The following is a 22,685-nucleotide window of genomic DNA, read 5'->3' as shown; positions in this document are numbered from 1 at the left end:
GCGATCCGGCCGGCGCGGCGCACCACCAATTACAGCGTGTGAGCGCGGCCTGCCGCACCGGACGCAACGCAACGGGCGGCACACCAACCCGCCACAAACTCCGCCCTCGCCGTCCAAGCCGTCGTTGAAAACCCAGCCCCACCAGAACACGCTCTTGCTCTGGAGAACGTTCCCCGGAATTGTAAGCCGGGTGACTCAGGGGGGAACACACGACGAATCGGTGCTGGTCGAGGAACGGCGCCTGCGGCGCAACCTCGGCGTCGGCAGCCTCACCGCCATCGGCTTCTCCAATATCGTCGGCTCCGGCTGGCTGTTCGCCGCGATGCACGCGGCGAATCGCGCCGGACCGGCCTCGCTGCTGGCCTGGCTGGCCGCCGGGATGCTCTGCGCACTGATCGCGCTGGTGCTGGTCGAGCTGGGCGCCACCAGGCCGGAGGGCGGCGGCACGGTGCGCTGGCCGCTGTACGCGAACGGCCGGCTGGTCGGCACGATGATCGGCTGGTCCACGCTGCTCTCGGTGGGCGCCAACTCGGCCGAGATCACCGCGATCCTGCAGTACGCGGCGCACTACCTGCCCTGGCTGTACCGGGACAAGTCGATCACCCTGCCCGGCCTGCTGGTGGGCATCGCCCTGAGCTTCCTGCTGACCGCGCTGAACTGGTACGGGGTGCGCCTGTTCGGCCGGGTGAACAACCTGATCATGATCTTCAAGATCGTGGTGCCGGTGCTCACCATCGTCGCGCTGATCGCCTCCGGCTTCCACCCGGGCCGGCTCACCAACCACGGCGGGTTCGCGCCCTACGGGTACTCGGCGGTGCTCACGGCACTGGCCGCCGGCGGGATCATCTACTCGATCAGTGGCTTCCAGGCTCCGGTGGACTTCTCCGGCGAGGCCCGCAACCCGCGCCGCACGGTGCCGCTGGCCGTGCTGGCCAGCATCGGACTCGCGGTGCTGATGTACATCGGGCTGCAGGCGGCGTTCCTGTTCGCGGTGCCCGAGGAGCAGCTGGCGAGCGGCTGGCAGGGGGTCAACTTCGACTCCCCGTTCGGCCAGCTGGCGCTGATCCTGAACCTGTGGTGGCTGTCCGTGCTGCTCTACGCGGACGCGGTGGTCTCCCCCGGCGGCTCGGCCTACGTGGGCGTGGCGATCAACGCCCGGCACACCTATGCCACCGCGAAGAACCGGCTGCTCCCCCGCTACTTCATGCGGGTCCACGAGGCGTCCGGCATTCCGCGCCGGGCGTTCGCGCTGAACCTGGTGGTGGTCGTGTTCTTCCTGCTGCCGTTCGGCGGCTGGCAGCAGATTGTCAGCGTGATGGGCATCATGTACCTGCTGCTGTACATGTCGGCGGCGGTGGCCGCCGGCACGTTCGCCATCGCCGAGCCGCACCGGCTCTCCGGCTGGGTTCCCGGCCTGCGCTGGATCGCCCCGATCAGCTTCGTGGTGGCCACCGAGTTCGTCTACTGGTCGGGCTGGGCGCAGCTGCGGCTGGCCATGCCGCTGGCGCTGGTCGGCGTGCCGCTGTTCCTGGTCATGTGGCGCAACAACCGGGAGCAGCCGCTGCTCGCCGAGGTGCGCACCGGTGGCTGGCTGGTCTGCTACCTGGCCGGGCTGACCCTGTTCTCCTGGCTGGGCGCCTTCGGCGGCACCGAGGTGCTGCCGGCGCCGTTCGACACGCTGGTCGTGGCCGTCTTCGCGGCGGCGGTGTTCGGGTGGGCGCTGCACACCGGACGGGCGCACCTGGCGGTGCACCCGTCCCCCGAGCCGATCGCCGACGAGGAGGAGCCCGGCCCGGAGCCGATCAGGCCGCTGTGACCCGCTCCGGCCGCTCGCCGGCGCCGGTCGGCACCCGGTCGAACCGGAGTCCCTCGTCCGCCACCGGGCCGTGCCGGAACTGCTGGAACTCCCTGGGGTAGTTCTGCCGGATCCGCCACGGGCCGCGAGCGGTCTGCTTGGGCAGGTGTTGCGCGCTGCGCGTGACGTAGCCGGACTTGAGGTCGAGCAACGGCTCGAGCCGGTGCGAGGAGTCCGGCGCATCGGGTGTGCAGAGCCGGTAGTCGCGCACGTCCATGTGCTTGAGCACCCGGCACACCCAGCGGGCCACCAGGTCGGCGCGCAGCGTCCAGGAGGCCGTGGTGTAGCCCAGCGTCATGGCGAAGTTGGGCACTCCGGAGAGCATCGCGCCCTTGTAGGCCACGGTGTTCGGCAGGTCCACCGCCGTGCCGTCCACGGTGAGCTTCATCCCGCCGATGGCCAGCAGGTTCAGCCCGGTCGCGGTGACCACCACGTCGGCCGGCAGCTCGGCGCCGGAACGCAGCCGGATGCCGGTCTCGGTGAACGTGTCGATGTGGTCGGTGACGATCTCCGCCCGGCCGCCGCGCAGCGCCTTGAAGAAGTCCCCGTCCGGGACCAGGCACATGCGCTGCTCCCACGGGTTGTAGCCCGGGTTGAAGTGGGTGTCCACGTCGTAGCCGGGCAGCCAGGACAGCACGCCCTTGCGCAGCAGCCGCTTCATCACCTCCGGCCGGCGCCGGGACAGCTGCACTCCGGCGAACGCGCGCAGCATGTTCTTCCAGCGCACCAGCGGGTAGGCCAGCGCGGCGGGCAGCCGGTTGCGCAGCTTCTGGGCCAGCGGATCGTTGCCGGGCAGGGAGAGCACGTAGCTGGGCGTGCGCTGCAGCATGGTGACGTGTCCGGCGGTCTCGGCCATGGCCGGCACCAGGGTCACCGCGGTGGCCCCGCTGCCGATCACCACCACCCGCTTGCCGGCGTAGTCCAGGTCCTCCGGCCAGTGCTGCGGGTGAACCACCTGGCCGCGGTAGTCCCCGAGGCCCTCGAACTTCGGCGTGTAGCCCTCGTCGTAGCGGTAGTAGCCGGAGCAGACGAACAGGAACGAGCAGGTCAGCGTGACCGTGTCCCCGGTGTCCTCGCGGCCGGCGGTGACCGTCCAGCGCGCGTCGGCCGAGGAGAACTCGGCGCTGAGCACCTTGTGCCGGAACCGGATCTCCCGGTCCACCCCGTACTCGCGCGCGGTGCGCCGCACGTACTCCCGGATGGACGGCCCGTCGGCGATGGCCTTGGCCTCGGTCCACGGCTGGAACGAGTAACCCAGGGTGAACATGTCCGAGTCGGAGCGGATACCCGGGTAGCGGAACAGGTCCCAGGTGCCGCCGATGGCCTCCCGCGCCTCCAGGATCGCCACCGTCTTCTCCGGGCATTCCCGCTTGAGATGACAGGCGGCGCCGACCCCGGAGAGGCCGGCACCGACGATCAACACATCAACGTGCTCGGTCACTGGCGTCTCCCGATTCTCCGGCGAGTGCGACGCCAGCAGGCTATCAACAGTGTGTCGACCTAGCCAACAGACTGTTGAGTGCGCTCCATCTCAACCCGGCGCATGCCCCGCTTGCCGAAGCCGAAGTAACCGCCGATGAAGATGAGCGCCCAGAGCGGGATCGAGTACAGCGCCACCCGGTTGGCCTCGTCGAACGCCAGCAGCACGGTGACGAAGGCCAGGAAGCCGAGCACCGCCCAGCAGGCGGCGGTGGCCATCGGCAGCCGGAACGGGCTGGGCTTCGCCTGGCCGCTGGCCACCCGGCGGCGGTACACCAGGTGACAGGCCACGATGATGCCCCAGGACCAGATGGCGCCCAGGGTGGCCACCGAGGTGATGTAGGAGAAGGCCTTCTCCGGCACCACGTAGTTCACCCCGACGCCGATCAGCATGACCGCGCCCGAGGCCAGCACGCCCACGGCGGGCACCCCGGTACCACTGATCTTGCCGGCCTTGCTCGGCGCCAGCCCGTCCTTGGACAGCCGGTGCAGCAGCCGCCCGTTGCTGTACAGCCCGGAGCTGCACGAGGACAGCGCGGCGGTGAGCACCACGAAGTTCATCAGCGCGCCGGCCGCCGGCACCCCGATCTGGGCGAACGCCTGCACGAACGGGCTCGTGTCCTTGCTGAACTCGGTCCACGGGAACAGCGAGAGCAGCACCAGCAGCGAGCCGACGTAGAACACGCCGATCCGGGCCGGAATGCTGTTGACCGCCCGGGGCAGCACCTTCCCCGGGTTCTTGGTCTCGGCGGCGGTCATGCCGACCAGCTCGACGCCCTGGTAGGCGAACACCACGATCTGGAAGGTGAGCAGCACGGCGAACAGCCCGTTGGGCGCCACGCCGCCGTGGTCCCACAGGTTCACGATGGTGCCCTCCTGGCCGGCCTTGCCGACCCCGAAGACCATCACCACTGTGCCGCCGATGACCAGCGCCAGGATGGTCAGCACCTTGATCGAGGCGAACCAGAACTCCGCCTCGCCGAACGCGCCGACGGCGGCCAGGTTGAGCAACACCAGCAGAACCAGGAACACCAGCGCGCTCAGGTACTGCGGTATGGACGGGAACCAGTAGTGGATGTAGATCCCGGCGGCGGTCAGCTCGGCCATGCCGATCACCGTCCAGGTGACCCAGTAGCCCCAGCCGGTGATGAAGCCGTAGAGCGGGCCGAAGAACTCCCTCGCGTACTCCGCGAAGCTGCCGGAGACGGGCTTGTACAGCAGCAGCTCGCCCAGCGCCCGCATGATGATGAAGATGAACACGCCGGTGATCGCGTAGACCGCGATCAGCGCCGGACCGGCCTGCTGGATCGCCTTACCCGCGCCCAGGAACAGGCCGACACCGATGGCGCCGCCGATGGCGATCATCATCACGTGTCGCTGGGTCAGCCCCTGTTTCAGATCCTCTTGCGTTATTACCGTGGTTTCTACCTCGCCGGACATGCGAACTCCCCTCGTAGCAAACCTCTTACAAATCCGGGCTGTCGGCGGTGAAGTGCACGCCGGAGAAGCCCTTGCGCCACTCCGTGACGTCGGCGCCGACGCTCGCCGGATCCCGTTCCGGGTCCAGGCCGCCCGCGATGAACCCGGCCAGCTCCGGCATGTCGTCCTCACGCATGCCCAGCCGCGCCACCTCGGGCGTACCGATCCGCAGGCCGTTCACGTCGTCCGCCACCGACTCGACCGGCAGGCCGATGCCGCAGGTCAGCAGGTTCGCCACGCGCAACCGGCGGGCGGCGCGCTGGCCGCCGCCGAAGGTGTGCGCGCGCATCGCGAACTGGTGCGAGGCGGTGACCCCGCGATCGGTCCGGAACACCGGCAGGGCCATCGCCTCCAGCTCCGAGGCCAGCCTGCGCGCGGTTGCCCGCATGGTTCGGGCGTAGGCCTCGCCGGCCACCTTCCAGTCGAGCATGGTCACCGCCAGTGCGGCCGTCCGGCCGGCGTCGAAGTTGGCGGTGAGCCCGGGGTGCGCGATCTTGTCGAGGCGCTCGGCGAGCTCGGCGTCGTCGGTCACGATGAGCCCGCCGGCCGGCCCGCCGAGGCTCTTGTACGTGCTCATCGTGATCATGTCCGCGCCCTCCGCGAGCGGCGAGGGCCAAGCCCTCCCGGCGATCATGCCGCACAGGTGCGCGGCGTCGAAAAGCACCCTCGCCCCGACCTCGTCGGCGATCTTGCGGATGTCCTCGACCGGGTGCGGGAACAGGTTCAGGCTGCCGCCGATGGTGATCAGGCGCGGCCGCACCCAGCGGGCCACCGCGCGCAGCGCCGGCACGTCCACGGTGTAGCCGTCCTCGGCCACCGGGGCGGGCACGATACGCAGCCCGTAGAGGCCGGCCGCGCCCGCCTCGTGGTGCGTGACGTGACCGGCGATGGTGGCCGGCGGCACGATGACCGCGTCCCCCGGCTGGCAGGTGGCCATGAACGCGTACAGGTTGGCGATCGCACCGGAGGCGACCCGGATCTCCGCGTAGCGGCAGCCGAACACCTCGGCGGCCAGCTCGGCGGCGATGATCTCGATCTGCTCGATCGCCTCCAGCCCCATCTCGTACTTCTCACCCGGGTAGCCCAGCGAGGGACGGGAGCCCAGTCCGGCGGACAGCAGCACCTCCGCGCGCGGGTTCATCACGTTGGTCGCCGGGTTCAGGTTGACCGAGTCGACATCGTGGATCCGGTGGTTCTCCGCGACCAGTCGGTCGATCTCGGCCAGCACCTGGGGCGCCGTCCGGTCCGCAACCGCCGTCGCCACCTCGGCGACCCGCCGCTCCGGCAACGGAGGGACCCACGGGCGGGGGGCTAACGAACGAACCATGGACGGGTCCCCCGTTCCGGGATGGCAGGCGGATCGGCTAGCAGACCACCGAGCGCACGGATGGGCCGGGTGATGTGAGTTGGACAACCCTGTTACGGGACACTAGGGCCCCGGCCACTCCAGAGACATCGGGAGTATGCCGGGAAACTCACGTCCTGGTTCCTACAATCGTAGAAGCCAGCTACGCACGGGGGCACCGTGGACGCACATGAGCGGCTCAACACCGAACTGGACAGGTTGGCCGTCCGGATCGGACGCAACGTGTCCATCGACGACCCGGCCGGCCGCCTGATCGGCTACAGCTCGCAGGACGGGGCGGTGGACGCGGCCCGGGTCTCCACCATCCTGGCCCGCCAGGTGCCCCAGGACGTGCTCGCCTGGCAGGACAGCCACGGCATCCGGGACGCGGTGGAGCCGGTGCTCGTGGCGGCCAACCCGGCGTTGAAGTTCGCCGCACGGGTCTGCGTGCCGATCCGGCGCGGCGCAGCCTGCCTCGGCTACCTGTGGATCCTGAGCCCGAACGAGCCGGTCGCCCCGGAGGCACTGCGCGCCGCCACCCGGTGCGCGAACGACGTCGCGGGCCTGGTCGCCGAGGTTGCCGGGGTGACCGCACCGGACGACCGGGACACCGTGGTCCGGCGGCTGCTCACCGACCCGACCGCCGACCCGGAGAACCTGCTCGCCCGGCAGCCGGAGCTCTACAACACCGATGTCCAGGTGCTGGTCGCGGTGCCGAAGGAGGCCAACCAGGCGGCCGTGGCACCGCTCAGCGCGGCCGAGTTCAGCCGGCTGAGCGGTGCGCTGCCCTCGGCGCTGCGCGGCCACGGCGACAACCTCGGCTCCTTCGTCACCGCCACCCACCTGGTGGCCATGACGCGCGGAACGCCCGAACGGCTGCCCGGGCAGCTGGAGCAGCTCCTGGAGGAAGACCGGTTCCGGGTCGGCATCAGCGCACCGGCCCGGTTCGACGTGTCCGCCGCGCGGGCGGCCTACCGGCAGGCGCTGGCCGCCGCCGAGCTGTCCGCGCTGGACCCGACGCTGCCCGCGCGGCTGCCCTGGGCGCTGCTCGGGCCGTACCGCACGCTGCTCGACCTGCCCGGCACATCGGCCGCCACGCTGGCCACCGCGCTGGCGCCGCTGGACGGCGCGGCCAACTCGGCGGCCATGCTGCTGGACACCCTGGAGACCTACCTGGACCTCGGCGGGGACGCCGGCCGCACGGCGGGCCGGTTGCGCCTGCACCGGACCAGCCTCTACTACCGGCTGGGGCGGATCGCCGAGCTGCTCGGCGCCGACCTGGACAACGGCCTGACCCGCCTCGAGCTGCACCTGGCCCTGAAGAGCCGGCGGCTGGCCCGCCGCACGCTGGCCGGGTCGGTGCCTGAGGACTAAGTTAAATTCTCATGCCAGCCGAGCAGCACACCGGTGGGCTGGACCTGGGGGTGTCCACCGGGCGGCGTCGGCTGAACACCGGCGTTGCCGCCGCGGGCCTGCTGGCCAGCCTCCTGGTCGGAATCCTCACCGAGCCGCCGACGCTGTGGGGCCTGCTGCCCATCGGGCTGTACGCCGCGTTGACCATCCTGGGCATGGATCTGGTGGTCGCCACGTCGGTGGCGTTCCTGGCCGGCGCGTTGGTGGTGGCCGCGTCCCCGGTGAAGGTCGGCAACCTGCTCGGCGAGGCGCTGGGCGACACGATCACCGTGATCGGCATGGTCATCGTGCTCGGCGCCGGGCTCGGCGAGGTGCTGCGGCGCACCGGGGTGGCCGAACGGATGGTGCGGGCGATCATGCGCGCCACCGGCGACGGCAACCGCACCGCGGTGCTGGGCGGCGTGCTGCTGGCCAGCCTGGTGCTGGTCACCGCCACCGGCACGCTGGCCGGGTCGGTGGCGATCGTGGCGCCGATCGTGGTCCCGGTGTGCGCCCGGGTCGGCTACACCCGCTCGGCCACCGCCGCGATGCTGTTCATCGGCGGCTGCGCCGGGCTGGCGCTGGCCCCGTTCGCCGGCTCGAACATCGCCATCCTGGAGGCGGCGGAGGTCGGTTACGGCACATACCTGGCCGTCGGCGCCCTGCCGCTGACCCTGCTCTCCCTGGCCCTGGCGCTGGTCCTGGTGCCCTGGCTCCAGCGGCGCACCGACCGGGCCGGTGACCACTATCCGCCGGAGCTCGCCGAGCCGGCCGAGTCCTCGGAACGCCCGTCCACCGGCCGGGCCACCGGGGTCTTCCTGGTGCTGCTGGTGGTCTCCGCCGGTTTCGCGGCGGCGACCCAGGCCGGCACCGCCTTCCCGCTGCTCGCCCTGCCGGTGCTGGCGGTGGCCACCGGGCTGGCCGCCGGTCTCACGCTCACCGAGACGGCGGCTGCGGTCTACGCGGGCGCCGGCCGGATGTTCCACATGCTGGTGCTGTTCTGGCTGCTCGCCGCGCTGTTCGCCACCCAGGAGCTGGCCAAGCCGTTCGACGTCGTGCTCGCCCAGTACGGCGACCAGCTGCGCTCCTTCGGGCCGTTGACGTTCGCGCTGGTGATCGCGTTGATCGGCTGGGTGGCGGTGCCCGGGGCGACCGCAGCGCAGGTGACGTTGATCGACCGGATCTTCGGCCCGCTGGCCGCCTCGCTGGGCATCACGGCGGCGCCGTGGGTGATCGTGCTGCTGTGGGCGTCCAAGGGCGACACCTACGGGCCGTTCCCGAACGCGAACATGGTCGGCCCGATGGGGTTCGCCGGGTCCACCTCGCTGCGCAACCAGTTGACCATCGGCTGGCTGATCATGATCGCGGCATCGATCATGTACGCCGTGCTGCTGAGCCTGCTGATCTGAGACGGAGGTCCCGGTGCACGACCTGGTGCTGCGCGGCGGGCGGGTACTGGACGGTACCGGCACGCCGGCCGTTCCCGCCGACGTTGCCGTCGACGGCGGCTGGATCACCACCATCGGCCGGGTGGACGCGCCGGCCCGGCGGGTACTGGACGCGGCCGGCGCGGTGGTCGCCCCCGGGTTCATCGACCTGCACTCGCACGCCGACTACACGGTGTTCGGCGCGCCCGAGGCGGCCACCCAGGCCACCCAGGGCGTCACCACACTGGTCACCGGGAACTGCGGGTTCTCGCCGTTCCCGGTGGTGCCCGAGCACTCCGCCCCGCTGCGCCGGCACGCCGCGCTGGGCGGCACCGACCTGCCGTGGACCTGGCGCACCACCGGGGAGTTCCTGGCCGAGGTGGACCGGCTGCCGCTGGGCGTGAACCTCGCCTGCCTGGTCGGCCACGGCGCGCTGCGGATCGGGGTGATGGGCACGGCGGACGCCCCGGCCGGGCCGGCCGAGCTGGCCCGCATGCGGGAACTGCTGCGCGAGGCACTGGCCGACGGCGCGGTCGGCCTGTCCAGCGGGCTGATCTACGCGCCGGGCAGCTTCGCCCGGCCGGCCGAGCTGGTCGAGCTGTGCCGGGAGGTGGCCGACGCCGGAAAGCTCTACACCAGCCACATCCGCGACGAGGGGGACGGGCTGCTGGGGGCGGTCGCGGAGGCCCTGGAAACCGCCACCTCGGCCGGCGCCCGGCTGGAGATCTCCCACCTGAAGGCCATCGGCCCGGCCAACTGGGGAAACGTCGCCCGCGCGCTGGAGCGCATCGAGACGGCGGCCCGGACACTGGACGTGGGAGCCGACGTCTACCCGTACGCCGCGTCGAGCACCACACTCACCTCCCGGCTGCCCGGGTGGGCGCTGGCCGGCGGGGTTCCCGAACTGCTGCGCCGGCTCGCCGACCCGGCGGCGCGCGGGGAGATCGCGGCGGACCTGGACACCCGGGTGGGGCGGACCTTCCTGCCCGAGGGGGTGGTCATCGCCGCCCTCCCGGACGGCCCGTACGCCGATTTCGTCGGCCGGTCGGTCGCCGACCTGGCGGCCCACCTCGGCGTGGGCACCGGCGCCGCCGTGTGCGCGGTGCTGCGCGAGCACGAGGGTCGCGTGGCGATCATCAACCACGCGATGGACGAACGGGACGTGCGCGCCGCGCTGGCCCACCCGCTCACCGCCGTGGCCAGCGACGGCCACGTGCTGGCCGCCCGGCCGGCCGGCGAAAAGCCACACCCGCGCAGTTTCGGCACCTTCACCAGGGTGCTCGGCCACTACGCCCGCGAGGAGGGCGTGCTCGGGCTGGCCGAGGCGGTGCGCAAGATGACCTCGCTGCCAGCCGCCCGCCTGGGCTGGACGCACCGCGGTGTGCTGCGCCCGGGCGCGGTCGCCGACATCTGTGTGTTCGACCCGGGCCTGGTGCGCGACCACGCCACCTACGCCGACCCCTGCCGGCTCTCCTCCGGCGTGCGGCACACCCTGCTCGCCGGCGAACCCGTGCTGGCGGACGGCGAGCAGACCGATCTGCGCCCCGGCCGGGTCCTGCGCACGAGTTAGCGCGTTCCGCTGAACGCGCTCCGTTCCGTTCGGCGGTGGTTGCGCTCTGAAAACGGCTTGGACGGCGCGACCTTCGCTGGTCTCCCGCGGCCCACGCCGCCTCCGCTGGACTCAGCAGCGCCGGAAGCCCACCCCGGCTACGCACCGTAACCGCTCCGGCAACTCGGGCTCGCCGATCGAGCTTCGCTTTCATCGACATCGACACAGGTCTGGTCAACATCGTGATCGAACCAGATCCACGTCGATCTCGACGAACCACACCGGCCCGAATCCGCACCCAAGCGTGACGCACCGTAATCCGGCCGGCGAGCCGGCCCCGGCAAACGTCACGGCGGCACCCGAGCCGCGGCAGACCAGCGAAAACCTCGCCGTCCAAGCGATCTTTGCAGCGCAACCACCGCCGAAACGCAGGACGCGGAGCGTTCCGCTGAACGCGGGCGGAAGCGTTCCGCTGAACGCGGGCGGAAGCGTTCCGCTGAACGCGGGCGGAAGCGTTCCGCTGAACGCGGGGCGAAGTGTTCCGCTGAACGCGGTTGGCGCGGGGCAGGATGCGGGGATGGAGCTGCGTCATCTCGCCGCATTCGTGGCCGTTGCCGAGGAGTTGCACTTCGGGCGGGCGGCGGCCCGGTTGCACATGGCCCAGTCGCCGCTCAGCCGGCAGATCAGGCTGTTGGAGCGGGACGTGGGGGCCGTGCTGTTCGAGCGCAACACCCGGGCGGTGGGGCTGACCTCGGCCGGTGCGGCGCTGCTGGAACTGGCCCGCCGGGTGCTCACCGAGGCGGCGGTGGCCCGGCGGGCGGTCGGCGCGGCCGGGCGCGGCGAGGTCGGCCGGATCAGCATCGGGTTCGCCGGGGCGAGCAGCTACCGGGCGATCCCGGTGCTGACCCACGCGGTGACCTCCCGGCTGCCGGGGATCGAGCTGGCCCTGCGCGGACAGCTTTACTCCAGCGAGGCGCTGGCCCGGATCCTGGACGGCGAACTGGACCTCGGCTTCGTCGCGCTGCCCGCCCGGGACGGTGTGGCCACCCGGGTGGTGCACATCGAACCGCTGATGGTGGCGCTGCCCGACGCGCACCCGCTGGCCGGCGCGCCGGACATCGCGCTGGCCGACCTTTCCGCCGAGCGGTTCGTCACCTTCCCCTCGGCGCGGGGCTCGGCGGTGCGGGACGCGACCATGCGCGCCTGCTACCACGCCGGGTTCACGCCGTCGATCACCCAGGAGACGCCGGACACCTACAACCTGCTCACCCTGGTGGCCGCCGAGGTCGGCATCGCCATCGTGGTCGGCTCGGCGCGCAGTATCACCATGGAGCACGTGGTGTTCCGGCCGATCCGGGACGAGGTGCCGGCGATGGACATCGCGCTGGCCTGGCGGGCCGGCCAGGTGTCCCCCGCGTTGCGCGCCGTGCTGGAGATCGCCGAGTCGGTGCTGCCCACCCCGGCGGATTGAGCCCGAACCGGTCTCACCGCAGCACAAAATGGGTCTTGGACAGGTCTCAGTGCCACCTGTCACGGTGATCGGCATGCAGCAGGGACCGGACACCGAGCCCGAGACCAGCGCGGAGCCGCGTGAAGCCCGCCGTGCCGGCATCGCCGCGTTCATCGGCACGACCATCGAGTGGTTCGACTTCTACATCTACGGCTCGGCGTCCGCGCTGGTGCTCGGCAAGATCTTCTTCCCCGACATGTCGCCGGCCCTGGGCACCCTCGCCGCGTTCGGCACCTTCTGGGTCGGCTTTCTCGCCCGCCCGCTCGGCGGCCTGATCTTCGGCCACTTCGGGGATCGCTTCGGCCGGAAGAACGCGCTGGTCATCACCCTGTTGATGATGGGAACGGCGACCTTCTGCGTCGGGCTGCTGCCGGGCTACGCGCAGATCGGGGTGGCCGCGCCGATCATCCTCATCGCGCTGCGCATGCTGCAGGGCGTGGCGATGGGCGGCGAGTGGGGCGGCGCGGTACTGATCGCCACCGAGTACGCCCCGCCCGGCCGCAAGATCCTCTACGGGGCGTTCGCGCAGCAGGGCTCTCCGGTGGGCAACCTGCTGGCCACGCTGGCCTTCCTGGCCATCGCCCAGCTCACCGAACCGGCGTTCTCCAGCTGGGGGTGGCGGGTGCCGTTCCTGCTGTCGGCCGTGCTGGTGTTCATCGGCCTGTTCATCCGGCTGCGGCTGGCCGAGACACCGGAGATGCACCGGCTGCTGGCCCGCAACCAGGTGACCCGGCTGCCGATCCGGGAGGTGCTGTCCCGGTACCCGGTCCCGGTGGCGCTGGGCGTCGGCGCCGGTGCCGTCGGGGTGGCGGTGACCTACGTGAAGACCACGTTCGCGCTGTCCTGGGCCACGGCCGAGCTCGGGTTCCACCGCTCCGAGTTCCTGACCGTGATCACCATTGCGCTGGTGGTGCAGGTGTTGGTCCAGCCGTTCGGTGCGGTGCTGGCCAGCCGGTTCGACCTGCGCCGCGCGGTGATCTGCATGCTGCTGCCCGAGCTGGTGCTGCTGCCGGCGATGTTCCTGCTCATCCAGACCGGGTCGATGGGGCTGGCGGTGCTCGGCATGGCCGTGGCCACCGTGCCGCACGCGATGTTCTACGCGGCCCTGGCCGGCATGCTGGCCCAGCTGTTCCCGGTCCAGGTGCGCTACACCGGCATGTCGCTGTGCTACCAGCTGTGCACCACGCTTTTCGCCGGCACCGCGCCCGCGCTGTGCCAGACGCTGCTGGCCACCACCGGGTCCATCTGGTCGGTGGTCGCGGTCGGCCTCGGCTACGTGCTCATCTCGCTGGTCTGTGTGCTCGCGCTGCTGCGCCGGGGCGCGCTCCGGTCGGAACCCAGGCCTGGCGCGGCGACGGAGGTGACGGCATGACCGGGAACTTCACCCACGCCGACCCGGCGCTGCGCCCCATGCTGGACCGCGTGCTGGCGCCCGAGGACCGGGACCGGCTGTTCCCGCTGCTGGACGAGCTGGGCGCACTGGCCGCCGGGGAACTGGACCGGCTGGCCGCCGTCGCCGACGCGAACCCGCCCATCCTGCGCCAGTTCGACCCGTCCGGCGAGCGGATCGACGAGGTGGACCACCACCCGGCGTACCACCGGATGGCCGAGCTGGCCTTCGAGCGCTACGGGCTGGCCGCCATGTCCCACCGGCCCGGGGTGCTCGGCTGGCCGGCCCGGGTGCCGCATGTGGTCAAGTACGCGCTGTCCTACGTGTTCGTGCAGGCCGAGTTCGGACTGGCCTGCCCGGTGTCGATGACCGACTCGGCGGCCCGAGTGCTGCGGCTGTTCGACCCGGACCGGTTCGCCGCCGAGATCGCCGCGCTCACCTCGACCGACCCGGCCGGGCGGGCCACCGGGGCGATGTTCATGACCGAGCGGCAGGCCGGCACCGACGTCGGCCGCACCGAGACCGAGGCCACCGACCACGGCGGCCACTGGACGTTGCGCGGGCGCAAGTGGTTCGCCTCCAACGTGGCCGCCGACCTGGTCCTCACCCTGGCCCGGGTGCCCGGGCAGGGCCAGGGAACCCGGGGCCTGGGCCTGTTCCTGGTGCCCCGGCGCCGGCCGGACGGGACCCGCAACGCGGTGCGCATCGACCGGCTGAAGGACAAGCTGGGCGCGCGGTCCATGGCCAGCGGGGAGGTCACGCTGGAGGACGCCTACGCCCAGCCGGTGGGCGACCCGCGCAACGGGTTCCGCCAGATGGCGGAGATGATCAACGTGTCCCGGCTGTCCAACGCGATGCGCGCCGCGGCGCTGATGCGGCGGGCGGTCACCGAGTCGGTGGCCCACACCCGGCAGCGGGTGGTGTTCGGCAAGGCGCTGTTCGACCAGCCGCTGATGCGGGCCACCCTGCTGCCGCTGCTGCTGGACGCCGAGGCCGCGCTGGCCATGGTGCTGGACGCGGCCGCCACGTTGGACCGGGCGGACGCCGGGGACGCGGAGGCCCGCCGGCTGGTCCGGGTGCTCACCCCGCTGGCCAAGCACACCCTGTGCAAGCGGGCCCGCGCGGTCACCGGGGAGGCCATGGAGATCCGGGGCGGCAACGGCTACATCGAGGACTGGGTGAACCCGAGGCTGCTGCGCGACGCGCACCTCGGGTCCATCTGGGAGGGCTCGTCCAACGTGATCGCCCTGGACGTGCTGCGCTGCGTGCGCCGGGACGCGGCCCACGAGCTGCTCGCGGACACCTACCTGGCCCGGCTGGACGCGGTTCCCGGGCCGGCGGCGAAGGTACTCGCCCGGCACTGGCGTGAGCTGCGCGAACGCGGCGCTCGCCTGCTGGCCCGGGAGGCGGACGCCCAGGAGGTGGCCGCCCCGAGGTACGCCGACGCGCTGTGCCGCGCGGTGATGGCCACGCTGCTGCTCGAGCACGCCGGCGACCACCGCTCGCGGCTGGCCGGCGACCACCGCTCGCGGCTGGTGGCGCACGCCTACCTGCGCGGGTTGCTCGGCGACGGCGAACCCGCCCCCGAGGCGCTGCGCCACCTGGGCGCGCTGGCCGACGGCGGGCCGGTGCCGGCCGATGACGCGCAGCGCGCGCTGGGACCCGTGACGAACGAGGAGATCGTGCATGCCTGACCCCCGACCCCTGGACGGCGTGCGGGTCGTCGACCTGTCCAAGATCCTGGCCGGGCCGTACGCCACCATGTCGCTGGCCGACCTCGGCGCGGACGTGGTGAAGGTGGAGCACCCCGACGGCGGTGACCCGACCCGCGCCTGGGGGCCACCGTTCCAGGGCGGCGACGCCACCTACTACCTGGCCGCCAACCGGGGCAAGCGGTCGGTGACCCTGGACCTGAAGAGCGAGGCGGGCCAGGAGGCGGCGCACCGGCTGATCGCCGGCGCGGATGTGGTGGTGGAGAACTTCCGGCCCGGCAGTTCGCTGCACCGGGTGTTCCGCTACGACGAGCTCAGCCGGCGCTACCCCCGGCTGGTGGTGCTGCACATCTCCGCGTTCGGCGAGACCGGGCCGCTCAAGGACGAACCGGGCTACGACATGATCGCGCAGGCCACCGCCGGTCTGATGTCGCTGACCGGGGAGCCGGACGGCCCGCCGGTGAAGGCCGGATACCCGATGGGCGACCTGGGCGCGGCGCTGTTCGGCGTGATCGGCGTGCTCTCCGCGCTGCTGGAGCGGACGCGCACCGGCCGGGGCCAGTACCTGACCACCTCGCTGTACGAGTCCCAGCTGGCGCTGCACATCAACTGGGCAACCGGCATGTTCGCCACCGGCGAGGTTCCCGGCCGGCTGGGCTCGCGGCACCCCAACCTGGTGCCCTACCAGGCCTATCCGACCTCGGACGGGCACCTGGTGGTGGCCGTCGGCAACGACGGGCTGTGGCAGCGGCTGTGCACGGTGCTCGGCCGCCCCGACCTGGCCGGGGACCCCCGGTACGTCACCAACCGCGACCGGGTGCGCAACCGGGCCGCACTGGACGCCCAGCTGGCGGGGGCGTTCGCCGGCGCGGACACCGCGCACTGGCACGCCCGGCTGCGCGCCGCCGGGGTGCCCGCCGCGCCGATCCGGGACCTGGCCGAGGTGTACGCCGACCCGCACACCGACGCACTGGACATGGTGCGCACCGTGCCGCACCCGGTGGCCGGCGCGCTGCGCCAGGTGGGGTTCCCGGTCAGCTATGGTGGCGACCGCCCGGCGCTCGGCGCCGCCCCGCCGACGCTGGGCGAGCACAGCCGGGAGATCCTGGCCGAGCTGGGCTACACCGAGCCGGAGATCCGGGCGCTCACCGCGCGACCGGTCGACGATGTGTCGACGAACTCAACGTAGTGTTGAAAAGTTCGACGAAGGAGTACCCTGCCAGCGTGGCTCAGGCATCTACCCCGGACCAGACGCGCCCGACCAGGGGGCGGCGCAGCGCGCGGCCGTCCGGCGACGACCGGGAGCGGGCCATCCTGGCCACCGCCGAGGAACTGCTGGCCCAGCGCCCGCTGGCCGAGATCTCCATCGACGACCTGGCCAAGGGTGCCGGCATCTCCCGGCCCACGTTCTACTTCTACTTCCGGTCCAAGGAAGCCGTGCTGCTCACCCTGCTGGACCAGGTGGTCCAACAGGCCGACACGGCCGCCGACGCGGTGTTCCACGCCAGCACCGAGATCACCGCGCGGCATTGGCGGAAGGCGATCAACTTCTACTTCGAGACGTTCAACGCGCACCGGGCCGTCGCCGTGGCCTGCGCCCGGGCCACCGGGGTCAGCCCCGAAGTGACCCAGCTGTGGTCGGCGGTCATGACCAACTGGGTTCGCCGGTCCGCCGAGTGGATCCAGGCGGAACGGGACCGGGGCGCCGCGCCGCAAGGTGCGCCGGCCTGGGACATCGCGCTGGTCCTGAACCTCATGAACGAGCGCTCGATGTTCGCCGTCCTGGCCGGCCAGCAGCCCGCGCTGCCCGAGGCCGACCTGGTGGACACCCTGCTCGAGGTCTGGCTCAGGACGATCTACCAGGGGACCCCGCCACCCCCGTAGCCGCTAGCGGACCGGGGCCGGGTACTCGCGGACCGGGAACGAGTCGTGCATGCGCAGGCCTTTGGTGTTGAGGCGGGCCAGTGGCGCGCTGATCGCGGTGGGCAACGCGGTGACCAGCCGGGCCGCCTGGACCAGAGCCCAGACCCCGAGTCGGGTGTTGGGGTGGATGGCGTGCGCGGCGCCGAGCGCGAAGGCCCGGCTGCGCTGCACGGGCTCGCGCATCGCGGCCTCGTAGGCGGGGAAGGCGCGGGCGGGATCGCCGCCGGCCCGGGCGAGCTCGCCGGCCAGTGTGTAGGCGCCGAGCACGGCCAGGCTGGTGCTGCCGCCGACAACCGGGCCGGGGCAGTAGCCGGCGTCGCCGACGAGGGTGACCCGCCCTCGGGACCAGGTGTCCATGCGGAGCTGGCTGATCTGGTCGAAGTAGAAGGTCGGACTGGTGTCCAGCTCGCCCAGCCAGCGGTCCACCCGCGGGTGCATGCCGGTGAACGCCTCACGCACCAGCTGCTTCTGCCGGGAGACGTCGCGGTGGTGGTAGCTCAGTCCGGACTCGGGGCGGAACAGGAAGACCGCGCGGGCGTCGGGGAGGTGCCGCGCCGCGTACAGCCCGACCGTGCGGCGCGGACCCATGTGCCCGATGTACTCGCCCACGACACCAAACTCCCTCGGCACGGAGAGCACGCCGAAGTAGCCGTCGAGGGACACGGTGTCACCGGGTAGCGTGCCGAAGACCAGGCGGCGCACGTTCGAGCGCAGCCCGTCCGCGCCGATCACCAGGTCGAACCGCCTCGGCGCGGCGTGGTCGAAGGTGACCGCGCCGTCGTCGGGGTCGACCGAGGCGATGGAGTCGCCGAAGAGGTACTCGACGTCGTCGCGGGTGGCGTCGTAGTACACCTCGCTCAGGTCGTCGCGCATGATCTCGACGTGCCGGTCGGAGGTGGCCCGGTACACCTTGCCCAGGTCCACCGGCACCGGTCGCCGGGCACCTTCGCGCACCAGGTTCATCCGGCCCATGCCGGCGTCCAGTTGTTCGATGCGCGCCAGCACGCCCATCTTCTCGGAGATGTCCATCGCCGGCCGGAACAGGTCGACCGCGTGGCCGCCGGTCTTGCGCGGCGTCGGTGAGCGCTCGACGACGGTGACGGTGAAGCCGTAGCGGCGCAGCCAGTAGGCCAGCACGGGTCCGGAGATGCTGGCGCCGGAGATGAGGACACGCATGGCGACTCTCCTTACTTACCGGAAGGTAAGGCGACCGTATCACCTTACCTTCCGGTAAGTAAGCTATTCTCACGGCCATGGAACGGCCCTCCGACACCAAGCGGCGCATCCTGGACGTCGCGCGCGAGCTGTTCGCCGAGAAGGGGGTGCAGCGAACCAGCCTGCAGGAGATCGCCGACCGGCTGGGGATCACCAAGCCGGCGCTGTACTACCACTTCACCTCCCGCGATGAGCTGGTACGCAGCATCGTGGCGCCGCTGATCGAGGAGGGTGAGGCGTTCCTGGCCCGGCACGAGGCGGCCGGCACCGTGTCGCCCCGCGCGCTGCTGGAGGAGTACTTCGACTTCCACTACCGGCACCGGGGCCAGATCATGCTGGTGTTCACCGAGCTGACCACGCTGGCCGAGCTGGGCTTCGTCGAGCTGGTACTCAACTGGCGCGGGCGGCTGGCCACGCTGCTGGTCGGGCCGGACCCGACGCTGGACCAGTCGGTGCGGGCGGTGATCGCCCTGGGCGGGCTGCAGGACTGCACCATCCAGTTCCCGGAGGTGCCCATGGACGATCTTCGCGCGGCCGCCGTGGACGGCGCCTGCGTCACGCTGGGCCTGGCCGGATGATCAGCGGGACACGCTCTTGATCCGGTACGACTCGGGCGGGCGGACCAGGGCGTCCGGGTCGCCCACGTACTCGATCTCGACGCCGTACCGTTCGGCGGCCGCCGGGATGCTCACGTAGCCGTCCACCACGTCGGCCAGCACCGACTCGGCCGGCCGGGTCAGCGGGTCGCCGTACCCGCCGCCGCCGGGGAAGCGCAGCCGCACCCGCTCCCCCTCGGCCAGCGGCACCAGCCGCTTGCGCGGCAACGCCCGCCCGCTGCCCGGTTCCACCAGCTCGCCGGTCGCACCCGCGCCCCCGCCCAGAGCCCCGGTCGCCGGGTGGTCCACCCGGTCGATGTTGGCGTTCACCGTCCAGCCGTGCCCGCCGCGCCGGCCGACCTCCACCTCCTGGCCGAGGCCACCCCGGTGCCGCCCCGGCCCGCCGGAGTCCGGGCGCAGCTCGCGGCGGCGCTGCACCAGCGGGGTGAGCGTCTCCAGCACCTCGGTCGGCGCGGCTCGCACGCCGGTGGGGAAGCCGGTGGTGTTCAGCCCGTCCGCGTCCGGGCGGGCGCCGGTGCCGCCCGCCCCGAACACGGTCAGCGTGAACGGCCTCGGCTCGCCGAGGTCGGCGCCCCGCCACACGGTCATCCACAGCGCATCCGCGCTGGTCGCGGGCAGCCCGCCGGGCACGGCGCCGCGCAGTGCCTGGAACAACAGGCTGGGCAGGAAGTGCCCGACCAGGTGCCGGGAGGCCACCGGCGCCGGGTCCACGCAGTTGAGCACCGAGCCGCGCGGCGCGGTCACCGTGACCGGACGGAAGGAGCCGGCGTTGTGCGGCACGTCCGGCGCCAGCGCCGCCTTGACCGCGAACGAGGTGTACGCGGTCGTGTAGTTGAGCACCACGTTCACCCCGTGCCGGGACTGCGGCGACGAGCCCGCGTAGTCCACGCCGATGGCGTCCCCGTCGATGGTGACCGCCACCCGCAGCTCGATCGGCGCGCCCCCGAACCCGTCGGAGGTCATCTCCGCCCGGTACACGCCGTCCGGCAGCCCGCGCAGCACCGCGCGCAGCGCGTTCTCGGAGCGGGACATGATCTCCCCGGCCACCTGGTCGATCCCGGCGAGGCCGAACTCGTCCAGCATGCGCAACAGGCCGCGCCCGCCGACCTGGTTGGCCGCCACCTGCGCGTAGATGTCCCCCATCGTCTCGTCCGGGGTGCGCACGTTGGCCCGGATCAGCGCCTCCAGCGTCCGGTCCGGGCCGGCGGCCGTGCGCAGCTTCAGGATCGGCAGCCGCAAACCCTCCTCGAACACCTCGGTGGCGGCGGCGGAGAGGATGCGCCCGCCGATGTCCGGCGAGTGGCAGCAGCTGGCGAACCAGGCGACCGGTGCGCCGCCCGAGAACACCGGGGTGGCGATGGTGATGTCGTTGATCTGGCCGGCGGTCATCCACGGGTCGTTGGTGATCAGCACGTCCCCGTCGGCCAACCCTGAAGCCGGGTAGCGGGCCACGATGTGGCGCATGCCGGTGGCCATCGCGTTGATGTGCCCGGGGGTTCCGCCGGTGGACTGGCCGACCATCTCGCCGGTGGAGGTGAACACCCCGCAGGCCAGGTCCAGCGACTCCCGGACCACCGGGCTGAACGCGGTGTTCACCAGTGCGGCCTGCTGCTCGGCGAGCAGCGAGTGCAGCCGGTCGGCCACCAGGCCGACCACGATCGGGTCGCTCACAGGGTCACCACGATTCCGCCGTCCCGGGCCACCCGGCAGTGCGCCCCCGGCGGCAGCACGAGCGTCGACTCCCGCTCCTGGACCAGCGCCGGCCCGGTCAGCTCGGCCCCCTCGGCCAGCCGGTAGCGGTCGTAGACCGGGGTCGGGCGGTAGCCGCCGTCCGGGAAGTAGGCCTCGCGGTGGTCCAGCAGGGCGTCCCCCGTGCCGGATCCGCCGTCGAAGCGCAGCCGGGCGGTCGGCGCCGGCCCGCTGGCGGTGACCCGCCAGGTGAGCGCCTCGACGGCCACCCCGGTCGGAGCCACGTCCCCGAACCGGCGGGCGTACTGCCGGTGGAAGCTCTCCGCCAGCTCGGCCCGCCAGTCCGGGCCCGCGGCCGGCACCGGCACCTCGATCTCACTGCCCTGGCCCACGAACCGCATCTCCATGCTCCGCTCGTAGCGGACCTCCTTGGCGGCCAGCCCGGAGCCGGTGAGCACCTCGGCCCCCTCCCGCTCCAGCGACGCGAACAGCCGCTCGGCGTCCTCCGGGGCCAGCTCGTCCAGCAGCTCGTGCCGGGACCGCACCACGTCGATGGACATCGGGGCGGACAGGAAACCCAGGGCGCTCAGCACCCCGGCCGCCGGGGGCACCACCAACGCCGGCGAGCCGAGCGCGGCGGCCACCCCCGGCCCGTGCAGCGGCCCGTTGCCGCCGGACGTGAACAGCGGCAGCCGGGCCGGGTCCTGGCCCCGTTCGATGGCGTGCACCCTGGCCGCGTTGGCCATGCTCTCGTTGGCGCAGGCGTGGATGCCCCAGGCCGCCTCGGCCAGGCCCACCCCGAGCCGCCCGGCAATCTGCTCGCGGATCGCCTCGGCGGCCGCCGCCACGTCCAGCTTCACCTCGCCGCCGCCGAACCGCTCCGGGTCCAGGTAGCCGAGCACCGCGTCGGCGTCGGTGACCGTGCACCGCTCGCCGCCCCGCCCGTAGCAGACCGGACCCGGCTCGGCGCCGGCCGAGTCCGGCCCGGTGGTGATCAGGCCGAGCGCGTTCACCCGGGCCAGCGAGCCGCCGCCGGTGCCGATCTCGATCATGTCGATCACCGGGGCCCGGACCGGCAGGCCGGAACCGGCGCGCAGCCGGTACACCCGGTCCACCTCGAACGCGTGGGTCACCAGCGGCCGGTGCCGCTCGATCACACACAGCTTGGCCGTGGTGCCGCCCATGTCGAAGGACATCTGGTCCGGCCGCCCGCCGGTGCGGCCGAACGCCACCGCGCCCAGCGCCCCGCCGGCCGGCCCGGACTCCAGCATGCGGATCGGGAACCGCTTCGCCACGTCCACCGTGGCCAGCCCGCCGTGCGACAGCATGACCAGCGGGTCCACCGGCACTCCCAGGCCGCGCAGCCGCCCGCGCAGGTCGTCCAGGTAATCCTCGACCAGCCCCTGCACGTAGACGTTGGCCAGCGTGGTGGACGCCCGCTCGTACTCCCGGATCTCCGGGTTCACCTCGCTGGACAGCGCCACCCGCAGCCCCGGCGCGGCGGCCTTGATGATCTCCCGGGCGCGCCGCTCGTGCCGGTCGTCGAGGTGGCTGTGCAGAAAGCACACCGCGACCGCCTCGACCCCGGCGGCGGCCAGCTCCCCGGCCAGCCGCTCCACCTGGCCGGCGTCCAGCGGTGTCTGCACGGTGCCGTCGGCGAGCAGCCGCTCGCGCACGCCGAACCGCAGGTGGCGCGCGGCCAGCGGGCGGGGCAGCCGCAGGTTGAGGTCGTACAGCTCGTAACGGTGCTCCCGGCCCATCTCCACCACGTCACGGAAGCCCTCGGTGGTGATCAGCGCGGTGCGCGCCCCCCGGCGCTCGATCAGGGCGTTGGTCACCAGGGTGGTGCCGTGCACCACCAGGCCGACCCGGGCCGGGTCCAGCCGGTGGTCGGCCAGCGCGCGGCGCAGCACCGTGTGCACCGCCTGGGCCGGGTCCCGGGGCGTGGTGAGCGTCTTGCCGATGGCCAGAATGCCCTCGTCGTCCAGGATTGCCAGGTCGGTGAACGTGCCGCCGATGTCCACGCCGACCCGCAGCACGCCGCCTTCGCCCATGCCCGGACGGTACATTTCGTCCGACGATCGAGCAACAGATCGTCGGACG

16 protein-coding genes are annotated in these 22,685 nt (G+C 72.4%); 10 read left to right on the top strand and 6 right to left on the bottom strand.

The window, feature by feature from the left end; genetic code table 11:
• The first annotated feature begins 190 nt into the window (after positions 1-190).
• Positions 191-1,816: an amino acid permease gene (locus ABEB12_RS36255; protein WP_221498778.1), complete on the top strand. Its 1,626-nt coding sequence runs from the start codon at positions 191-193 to the stop codon at positions 1,814-1,816.
• Here ABEB12_RS36255 and ABEB12_RS36250 read toward each other — a convergent pair.
• Genes ABEB12_RS36250 through ABEB12_RS36240 form a run of 3 tightly spaced genes read right to left on the bottom strand, consistent with a single transcriptional unit; the run spans position 1,803 to position 6,101 of the window.
• Positions 1,803-3,296: an NAD(P)-binding protein gene (locus tag ABEB12_RS36250; RefSeq protein WP_185065533.1), complete on the bottom strand. Its 1,494-nt coding sequence runs from the start codon at positions 3,294-3,296 to the stop codon at positions 1,803-1,805. The genes ABEB12_RS36255 and ABEB12_RS36250 overlap by 14 nt on opposite strands.
• A 59-nt stretch (positions 3,297-3,355) precedes the next feature.
• Positions 3,356-4,774: an amino acid permease gene (locus ABEB12_RS36245; RefSeq protein ID WP_185065532.1), complete on the bottom strand. Its 1,419-nt coding sequence runs from the start codon at positions 4,772-4,774 to the stop codon at positions 3,356-3,358.
• 25 nt (positions 4,775-4,799) lie between these two features.
• Complete coding sequence (locus ABEB12_RS36240; protein ID WP_345703450.1) at positions 4,800-6,101, bottom strand: serine hydroxymethyltransferase; 1,302 nt, start codon at positions 6,099-6,101, stop codon at positions 4,800-4,802.
• Positions 6,102-6,338: 237 nt separating this feature from the next.
• Between ABEB12_RS36240 and ABEB12_RS36235 the strand changes: the two genes are divergently transcribed.
• From ABEB12_RS36235 to ABEB12_RS36200, 8 genes are all read left to right on the top strand, one after another.
• Positions 6,339-7,532 carry a helix-turn-helix domain-containing protein gene (locus ABEB12_RS36235; RefSeq protein ID WP_185065530.1) on the top strand — a complete coding sequence of 398 codons (1,194 nt, stop codon included), beginning with the start codon at positions 6,339-6,341 and terminating at the stop codon, positions 7,530-7,532.
• Between the two features lie 11 nt (positions 7,533-7,543).
• Positions 7,544-8,959 (top strand): Na+/H+ antiporter NhaC family protein, encoded by a 1,416-nt coding sequence (locus tag ABEB12_RS36230; protein WP_185065529.1) that lies wholly within the window; start codon positions 7,544-7,546, stop codon positions 8,957-8,959.
• Between the two features lie 13 nt (positions 8,960-8,972).
• Positions 8,973-10,547 (top strand): amidohydrolase family protein, encoded by a 1,575-nt coding sequence (locus ABEB12_RS36225; protein ID WP_185065528.1) that lies wholly within the window; start codon positions 8,973-8,975, stop codon positions 10,545-10,547.
• Between the two features lie 556 nt (positions 10,548-11,103).
• Positions 11,104-11,997: a LysR substrate-binding domain-containing protein gene (locus ABEB12_RS36220; protein ID WP_185065527.1), complete on the top strand. Its 894-nt coding sequence runs from the start codon at positions 11,104-11,106 to the stop codon at positions 11,995-11,997.
• A 73-nt stretch (positions 11,998-12,070) separates the two neighbouring features.
• Complete coding sequence (locus tag ABEB12_RS36215; protein ID WP_185065526.1) at positions 12,071-13,408, top strand: MFS transporter; 1,338 nt, start codon at positions 12,071-12,073, stop codon at positions 13,406-13,408.
• Positions 13,405-15,120 carry an acyl-CoA dehydrogenase family protein gene (locus ABEB12_RS36210; protein ID WP_185065525.1) on the top strand — a complete coding sequence of 572 codons (1,716 nt, stop codon included), beginning with the start codon at positions 13,405-13,407 and terminating at the stop codon, positions 15,118-15,120. Before ABEB12_RS36215 ends, ABEB12_RS36210 begins: the two co-directional genes overlap by 4 nt.
• Positions 15,113-16,327, top strand: a complete 1,215-nt coding sequence (locus ABEB12_RS36205; protein ID WP_185065524.1) for a CoA transferase — start codon at positions 15,113-15,115, stop codon at positions 16,325-16,327. The genes ABEB12_RS36210 and ABEB12_RS36205 overlap by 8 nt, the downstream gene beginning before the upstream one ends.
• 35 nt (positions 16,328-16,362) lie before the next feature.
• Positions 16,363-17,022, top strand: coding sequence for a TetR family transcriptional regulator (locus tag ABEB12_RS36200; RefSeq protein ID WP_185065523.1), 660 nt, complete (start codon positions 16,363-16,365; stop codon positions 17,020-17,022).
• Positions 17,023-17,025: 3 nt separating this feature from the next.
• Here ABEB12_RS36200 and ABEB12_RS36195 read toward each other — a convergent pair whose 3' ends face one another.
• Positions 17,026-18,237, bottom strand: coding sequence for an FAD-dependent monooxygenase (locus tag ABEB12_RS36195; RefSeq protein ID WP_185065522.1), 1,212 nt, complete (start codon positions 18,235-18,237; stop codon positions 17,026-17,028).
• A 77-nt stretch (positions 18,238-18,314) separates the two neighbouring features.
• Here ABEB12_RS36195 and ABEB12_RS36190 point away from each other — a divergent pair, with 77 nt between their 5' ends.
• Positions 18,315-18,854, top strand: a complete 540-nt coding sequence (locus ABEB12_RS36190; protein WP_185065521.1) for a TetR family transcriptional regulator — start codon at positions 18,315-18,317, stop codon at positions 18,852-18,854.
• Here the strand turns inward: ABEB12_RS36190 and ABEB12_RS36185 are convergent, their stop codons facing one another.
• Together ABEB12_RS36185 and ABEB12_RS36180 are read right to left on the bottom strand one after the other, a co-directional pair.
• Positions 18,855-20,564 (bottom strand): hydantoinase B/oxoprolinase family protein, encoded by a 1,710-nt coding sequence (locus ABEB12_RS36185; protein WP_185065520.1) that lies wholly within the window; start codon positions 20,562-20,564, stop codon positions 18,855-18,857. It lies immediately after the preceding gene.
• The gene (locus ABEB12_RS36180; protein WP_185065519.1) at positions 20,561-22,636 is read right to left on the bottom strand and encodes a hydantoinase/oxoprolinase family protein; all 2,076 of its coding nucleotides are present in this window, start codon (positions 22,634-22,636) and stop codon (positions 20,561-20,563) included. The genes ABEB12_RS36185 and ABEB12_RS36180 overlap by 4 nt, the downstream gene beginning before the upstream one ends.
• Positions 22,637-22,685: the final 49 nt, after the last annotated feature.

It is taken from the genome of Actinospineispora eucalypti (genome assembly GCF_039543365.1).
In the GTDB taxonomy this organism is placed as follows: domain Bacteria; phylum Actinomycetota; class Actinomycetes; order Mycobacteriales; family Pseudonocardiaceae; genus Pseudonocardia; species Pseudonocardia eucalypti.
This window is presented reverse-complemented; position numbering and strand designations above follow the sequence as displayed.